The following is a 1,481-nucleotide window of genomic DNA, read 5'->3' on the forward strand; positions in this document are numbered from 1 at the left end:
TTCTATTGCACTTTCATGTAGAAAGGTTGGCAACGCTTTCTTTTGTCCAAGTGGACTAATGCCCCCAACTACATAGCCCGTTGTCTTTTGAGCGATGTCTGGGTCTGCCATGTCGGCTTTTTTACCCTTTGCTGCTTTGGCTGCCAATTTTAGATTCAGTTTTTGATCCACAGGAATGATGGCTACTGCCAAGTTTTTGGGCTCGCCATTAAGGCAAAACAACAGGGTTTTGAATACTTTTTTAGGATCTTGCCCCAACACTTCAGCCGCTTCTAACCCATAGCTGTCTGCTCTCGGGTCATGTTCATACTGGTGAATGGTGTGAGGAACTTTTTTCTTTTTCGCAAGATTAATGGCCGGAGTCATCAAGATTCTCCTTATAAAAATAAAAAACGCAGCCCCCATCAATGGGAGCTGCGCTTTTAGTTAATGATATCAGCGAGTTTGAGTCAAACGCTTTTTCGCAATCAAACTCTATTGATTGACCACATTGTTTGTTTGGTACATCACCTCACCAGAAGGTGCGTATTCGTTAACGTCAATTGGGCTATGGCTTTCTAGATAGTCTTTCAAGACTTCTGCATCGGTAAAACCTGTGTTGACGTAGCCAGGGTGCGTATCAATTTTAGGGTAACCATCGCCACCAGAAGCGTTGTAACTTGGTACTGTGAAGCGGTAACGACCATCTAAACGCAGTTGCTTGTTACCGATAAATACATTGGTGACTTTGTCATTTTCAATACGCATAGAGATACCCGCAAACTGCGCGTAAGCACCTGAATCAACAGGCTTGGTTGCAACAATATTTAGGTAATCCAAGACTTCTTGACCAGACATATCGACGTAAGAAACCATGTTGCCAAATGGCTGCACGGTCAGCACATCTTTGTATGTGATTTCACCAGCTTCAATAGAATCACGCACACCACCTGAGTTCATCACTGCGAAATCTGCTTTTGCACGTTCCATATGAGCCGTTGCAATTAAACGACCTAGATTCGTCTGTTGGAATCGCACGACATCACGGTCACCTTCTAGCTTACCGTTTGATTCCGCAATTTTCACATTCAGCTGGCTTTGGCCTTTTTCTTGGAAAGGGCGAAGGAAGTCCAACATCGCTTTGTCTTGAGTAATTTCATCTTGAACAAACACACGTTGTGATTGACCATCCACGTTGATTTTTTTCTTCAAGTTTACCGGAATAAGATCGTAGCTCACCATTGATAGTTCGCCGTTACGGAATTCGTAATCGGCACGGCCAACATATTTACCCCACTCATGCGCCTGAACAATGTAAGTACCGTTTTGTTGGTCTGGCTGACACTCATCACCCGGTTTAAAGTTCTTTTTGATAACGTTAGGACCTTCCATACAAACGGGCTCTTGTGAGTGACCACCCACAATCATGTCCAAATCGCCTTCATTGAGGTAACGCGCCAAAGCTACATCACCCGGCGCATTGACGCCACGGTTGCCATTTT

The 1,481-nt window shown here is 44.3% G+C and carries 2 protein-coding genes; both read right to left on the reverse strand.

The genetic code is table 11. The features are described 5' to 3' along the window. Nucleotides 1-366, reverse strand: a 366-nt coding sequence (locus R7070_RS25060) for a YbaK/EbsC family protein (protein ID WP_318141380.1), incomplete at its 3' end; no start/stop codon positions are given. 108 nt (nucleotides 367-474) lie between these two features. After that, on the reverse strand, nucleotides 475-1,481 hold a 1,007-nt coding region (locus tag R7070_RS25065; RefSeq protein WP_318141381.1), incomplete at its 5' end, for a 5'-nucleotidase C-terminal domain-containing protein.

The sequence above is a fragment of the Vibrio sp. 1557 genome (assembly GCF_033340175.1).
GTDB lineage: Bacteria > Pseudomonadota > Gammaproteobacteria > Enterobacterales > Vibrionaceae > Vibrio > Vibrio alginolyticus.